Source organism: Glutamicibacter sp. AGC84 (genome assembly GCF_053543575.1).
On the sequence record NZ_JBLVOC010000027.1, the window covers coordinates 360870 to 366340 of the forward strand.

The window sequence follows — 5471 nt, forward strand, 5'->3', positions numbered from 1 at the left end:
GGAAGCCGGCGCCCGAGCTATTTGGTTTTGCTACTATTTGCGGGCCTCGTGCATGGCGACCTCAGCGGCTACCCAAGCGAGCATTGCGCACTTGACGCGTGCGGGGAACTTCGAGACGCCGACGAAGGCAGCGGCGTCTTCCAGCACCTCTTCATCCGGCTGGAAGTTTCCCTTGGAGCGCATCATCTCGCGGAAATAGTCCCTCTTCCCAAGAAATTCTTCCTTGGTCAGCTCTGGCAACATCTCGGCCAGCACCGAGGCAGAGGCCATGGAGATGGAGCAGCCATCGCCTTCCCAGCTCATCGAGGTGAAATGCTCCTGGTCATCAAGCTCTACGCGGACACGGATCTGGTCGCCGCAGATCGGGTTGTGCTGGTGGGACTCGCCGTGCAGCAATCCTTCGGTGGTCTCAACCAACGGCGAACCGATGCGACGCTTCGAGTGGTCCAAGATGACCTGTTGGTATAGCTGATCCAATTCGTTCATTTAAACTCCAAAGTATTCGCGCACGGAGCTCAAGGCCTCAAGCAGGGCCTTGATGTCTTCTTCCGTGTTGTACAGATAGGTGCTGGCGCGGGTCGTGGAATTCACGCCCAGGGCGCGGTGCAGCGGCTGCGCACAGTGGTGGCCCACGCGCACCGCAATGCCGCGCGAGTCAAGGTACTGGCCGACATCATGCGGGTGCACCCCGATCACTTCAAACGGGACAGTACCGATACGCTGCGCGTCGGCCGGACCGAAAACGCGCACGCCTTCGATTTTCGAGATGCCTTCATAGAGCATCGCTCCGAGGTGATCTTCCCAGGCCGCGATACGGCCCATGCCGATTTCATCCAGGTAGCTGACTGCGGTAGCCAAGCCGTGGGTCTGGGCGATGCGCTGGGTACCGGCTTCGAAACGCTGCGGCGATGGCATGTACTCTGCGTGCTCCATGTCCACCACGGTGATCATCGATCCACCCGTGAGGAACGGTGGCATTGCGTTGAGCAGTTCTTCACGCCCGTAGAGTGCGCCGATTCCGGTTGGGCCGAGCATCTTGTGGCCGGAGAAAGCCATGAAGTCAACGTCCAGGGCTTTCACGTCGACCGGCAGGTGAGGCACGGACTGGCATCCGTCCAGCACGGTCAGGGCGCCGACCTTGCGGGCAGCGTCAACGAACTTCTGGGTATCGGTGATGGTGCCCAGCACATTCGAAACGTGGGTGAAGGCAACGAGCTTGGTTTTCTCGGTAACCAGCTCATCAAGCAATTCGTAGCGCAGTGCACCGTCTTCGGTGACGGGCACATAGCGCAGCGTAGCACCGGTGCGGAAAGCCAGTTCCTGCCACGGGATCAGGTTCGCGTGGTGTTCAAGTTCGGTGGTGAGGATTTCATCGCCCGGGCCCAAGCGGAATCGGGCCGCGGCCTCTCCCCCGCGCCCCAAGGAGGCATTGGACATCGAGTAGCTGATCAGGTTCAGCGCTTCGGTGGCATTGGCAGTCCACACCAGTTCGTTGGTGCGTGCACCGATGAACTTGGCGACCTTCTCGCGTGCTTCCTCATAGATCTCGGTAGCTTCAACTGCCAAGGAATGCGCACCGCGGTGTACTGCTGCGTTGGCGTTCTCGTAGTAGTGCTGCTCGGCTTCATAGACGCAACGCGGCTTCTGGCTGGTGGCGCCGGAGTCCAGGTACACAACGTCAACGCCGTTGACTTGGTGCTCCAGAATTTCAAAGTCGGCCTTGATGCGCTCAACTTCTGCAGCTGTCAACGCCTCAAGGGCTTCTGGCTGACCGGTCATCGTGTGCACGTGGTCCTCCGAATAATTGTCATGGATGCCGGACAGGCCGTGGCAAAGAATCGTCACAGGCCTATTAGGCAAGGGGTACATTGGGTAATTATTCCACTCCGGGCCTCGAAGCACATCTAAGTTAGGCCTTAGTAAGGAACGCCTCGGTCCATAGCTTTCCTAATTTAATGAAGTCGAGGACCGCTGCGGACCGTTCAAGTCCCCAGCGGTCCCCGCTTGGCTTCACCGCGCCCCATAGGGATCAGCGGTCAGCTGATATGGAATTTTGCCTGGGCAGCTTCCAATCCCGAGTTCATCAGCAATTCCACTGCGTCAGCGCAATTGTCGATCAGAAACGGAAGATCGGCCTTTTCGGTCTTGGAGAAGTCCTGCAAAACCCATTTGGCAGTATCCATGCGGCCCGGAGGGCGCCCAACGCCTGCGCGCACGCGCAGGTAGTCCTTGGAGCCCATGGCCTTTGAGATATCCCGCAGGCCGTTATGCCCGCCTTCACCGCCACCGCGCTTGAGCTTGATGGTATCGAAGGGAATGTCAATCTCGTCGTGCACGACAATCAGCCGGGCGGCATCGATGCCGAAGAACTTCGCCGCGTTAGCTACCGGCCCGCCCGAAAGATTCATGAAAACCATGGGCTTGGCCAGCACGATGCGTGGACCGCCAACCCCCATGCGTCCTTCGACAACCTGGGAACGCGAGGAGTGGGTCTTGAATTTCGAGCCGACTCGATGAGCCAGTTCATCGAGCACCATCTGCCCGATATTGTGTCTATTGCCAGCGTAGCCGGACCCGGGGTTCCCGAGTCCGGCTACGAGCCAAGTTCCATCACTCATGATGCTCAGCTAAAATCTAGTTCGCTGTAATTAGGCAGCGATGATCAGGTCCATGTGATCAACGGTGCGGTTCAGCGCGTGGATCTGGATGTCCTTGATGGTGGTCTTCACGGTCTTGCCTTCGATGTTCAGAACCAGCTCAACACCGCGGTCGCGAACGGCCAGGGTGGTTTCGCGGCCTGGAAGCAGTACGTGCTGTGGCTCGGAGCCTGCACCGTAGACAACTGCTGGGATCTGGCCATCGCGGCGAGCCTGGCGGGCAGCGCCCTTGCCGAAATCGCTACGTACAACGGCGTCAAGGTTGACAGATGCCATGATAATTCTCCTTAGGAAATGAATGCTTCGTTAAGGCCCTTGCGTGGACTCGGGAAGCATCCAACATCTAGGAGATGAAAGAGCTTTTCCGGCCTTGTCGATAACGGTCCCACCATTGCTGGTGTTTCCCTCGCCTGGGCACAGTCAACAATTCTACCAGCTGCCATCGCCAACGGGAAAACCTGTAGCGAACGCCACTATTCCTGGATTCCGCTCAACAGCTTTGGAAAACAAAAAGTATCGTCCAGCGTAAAGCCGTGGGCGTCATCGCAGCGATAACCGCGCAGCCGCGGCACTCCATCCACCATCCGCAGATAGAATCCGCGCGGGAATTCCTGATCGCCGGGTGCCGCGGAAGCGACGGTCAACGAATCAGCTGGCTTCTTCCCATCACTGAGCACTGATTTGCTGGAAGACGCTTGGTCCAGAAAATCCAGTCGCAGATACGGGCCGGTCATGGCGGGGCACAACTTCAATCCGACGCTGACTGCGCGTTCAAGGACCTGAGTCAACGTTGCTCCGACCTCCAAACCAAGCTGTCGCAGATTACGACTTACCACGGTCACCTTTTGGGGCCGACACAACCTCATCGAAAATCCGGTGGGCTAACAGCATTTTGGCGTAGTCGTTAAGCTGAACCTCTGTTTGGACCATGCGTTGCAGTAGCTCAGCGCGTTCCAGCCCTCCCACAGCGACCTGGCGTATGCCAAGTTCCATACTGCCCCTCTTGGTCCATGATCCACCATAAATAATAGTTTTCCGTGTCCGTATAAGGCACCTTCACCGGGCATTTTCTCGGGCGGGGTATATGGGAATCCGAAGTGTTTGAAAACTCGGTGTTTCAAAAATTAGCCGAGTCAAGAACACGTATATCCCGTATGACGACCGGCTTACGGGGCAACGTGATCACGAGCCACTTCATTGTCGTTTGTTTTGTCACCTGTCAGACTATGGCCATGACTAACTCTCCCTGGGATCAGAAGATCGATGACTTTTACGAGCTTGCGTTTGACGAGTCGAACCCTACCGCCACCATCGCAGCGATGCGGTCCCTCGCTTCGGAACGGCCGCCAGGCGATGCGTCGGCTCTCTTTGAATTGGGCGGGGTCCATGACTCTTTAGGATTGGAAACTGACGCAATTCCGTACTATAGGGCTGCAATCGAAGCGGGACTTGAAGGGGAACGTGCAACACGCGTGTTTATCCAATTGGCAAGCACCCTGCGCAACGTTGGCGCGTCGGCAGAGGCAGTATCAATACTCGAATCCGCGCCTTCATTAGGGAACGACGATGACGCGCGCCAAGCCTTTCTCGCCCTAGCACTATATGACGAAGGTCGTTACGGAGATGCACTGCGTACCGCGCTGCTCGCTCTCATACCTACGCTCGACGGCTACAAGAGAGCCCTGAAAGAGTATGCGGAGGAACTTCCGGGCACCTTTCCGGCCCGTCAGTGAGAAGATCACAGAAGAAACCTGCGGTAAGGAATCCTTTGGAAATTCTGACAATGGTTCATAGAAGGATCCGCTTTTGGACAAGTTTCCCTGAAATGTGGTGAGCCACCAAAGTTGGGAATGACTGGCTGCCGTTGCTTGACCGCCTAAATCTACATAGGTAGCATTAGGGTATGGAACGCTTGACGAGACATACCCCTGCTACAGCTGCTGTCGTTAGTGCGCTCATGGAATCATCCGAGTCGATCTGGGGTCTCCAGATCGTGAAGATGACCGGGTTGAAGACGGGAACGGTTTACCCGATTCTGGAGCGTTTGGAGGATGCTGGCTGGATTACTAGCGAGTGGGATACAGATCTGACTCGCAAGGGTCCCCGCCGGCGGTACTTTAAGTTGGAAGCGGAGGCTGTTCCGCATGCCCAGGAGTACATTTCCACCCAGAGGCCGAAAGCATCCATGGGTGCTGCCTCTCAATCCAGGAGACTCGCATGAGTCAGACGTTGCTGGTACGTGCACTGTTGCGACTATCGCTTTTCGTAACCCCGGCACATCTGCGGCAGGTGCGCTCAGAGCAATGGAGGGCGGATCTTCGGGATTGCAGTGAGTTGGAAATTCCGTCAACTGATGTCGTTGCCGGTGCCCTTATTGCTGGCGCACGTTTGCGGATTGCCCATGGGCTTGCTTCATTGTCCAACCCGACCCTATTCAAAGAGGATAAAGCTATGAAAATTCTGTTACCCACTGCCCTTATTGCTGCTGTGCTGACACTCGGAGGAATTGCTGGGTTTTCAGCAATCTCGAATCACGAGGTTACTCAGATTATTGTTCCCGAGGGGATGATTGAAGAGAATGCTCGGACCACACCATCTGATCCAATGATCATTGATGGTGTCGAGGTGTTGGGAGGTGGTGAGATTGCGCCTACGAATCAGGGTGAGTAAGCAATTTATCTCCAGCGTGAGAATCTGTCGATTTGGCTAGAAGCGCGCTACCCGAGACAGAGGAACTACAGACAAGTAGCGGGTATCCCGCTAAAGGTTCCTCTTACGGGCACTGTCAATGATCGCTTAACCGCCTCTGGCCGG

Annotated in this window: 7 protein-coding genes and 1 pseudogene; 3 read left to right on the forward strand and 5 right to left on the reverse strand. The window is 56.5% G+C overall.

Annotated features, from left to right (window positions below):
• Positions 1 to 33: 33 nt before the first annotated feature.
• From sufU to ACNPN0_RS18135, 5 genes and pseudogenes are all read right to left on the reverse strand, one after another.
• On the reverse strand, positions 34 to 486 hold the full coding sequence (sufU, locus tag ACNPN0_RS18115) for a Fe-S cluster assembly sulfur transfer protein SufU (protein ID WP_105657105.1): 453 nt from the start codon (positions 484 to 486) through the stop codon (positions 34 to 36).
• Positions 487 to 1779: a SufS family cysteine desulfurase gene (locus ACNPN0_RS18120; RefSeq protein ID WP_434692152.1), complete on the reverse strand. Its 1293-nt coding sequence runs from the start codon at positions 1777 to 1779 to the stop codon at positions 487 to 489.
• 257 nt (positions 1780 to 2036) lie between these two features.
• Complete coding sequence (pth, locus tag ACNPN0_RS18125; protein ID WP_105657104.1) at positions 2037 to 2618, reverse strand: aminoacyl-tRNA hydrolase; 582 nt, start codon at positions 2616 to 2618, stop codon at positions 2037 to 2039.
• A 42-nt stretch (positions 2619 to 2660) separates the two neighbouring features.
• Positions 2661 to 2933, reverse strand: a pseudogene (locus ACNPN0_RS18130) (50S ribosomal protein L25); the annotation flags it as partial.
• Between the two features lie 197 nt (positions 2934 to 3130).
• Positions 3131 to 3445, reverse strand: coding sequence for a hypothetical protein (locus ACNPN0_RS18135; protein ID WP_448937573.1), 315 nt, complete (start codon positions 3443 to 3445; stop codon positions 3131 to 3133).
• Between the two features lie 444 nt (positions 3446 to 3889).
• On the opposite strand from ACNPN0_RS18135, the gene ACNPN0_RS18140 reads away from it, so the two are divergent.
• The 3 genes from ACNPN0_RS18140 to ACNPN0_RS18150 all read left to right on the forward strand — a co-directional run bounded on the left by ACNPN0_RS18140 (position 3890) and on the right by ACNPN0_RS18150 (position 5327).
• Entirely contained in the window at positions 3890 to 4390 is a 501-nt protein-coding gene (locus ACNPN0_RS18140) for a tetratricopeptide repeat protein (RefSeq protein WP_434691875.1), read from the forward strand.
• Between the two features lie 266 nt (positions 4391 to 4656).
• On the forward strand, positions 4657 to 4878 hold the full coding sequence (locus tag ACNPN0_RS18145; RefSeq protein WP_434692154.1) for a helix-turn-helix transcriptional regulator: 222 nt from the start codon (positions 4657 to 4659) through the stop codon (positions 4876 to 4878).
• A complete protein-coding gene (locus ACNPN0_RS18150) occupies positions 4875 to 5327 on the forward strand; it encodes a hypothetical protein (RefSeq protein ID WP_434691878.1) in 453 nt (150 codons plus the stop codon). Before ACNPN0_RS18145 ends, ACNPN0_RS18150 begins: the two co-directional genes overlap by 4 nt.
• The last annotated feature ends 144 nt before the right edge of the window (positions 5328 to 5471 follow it).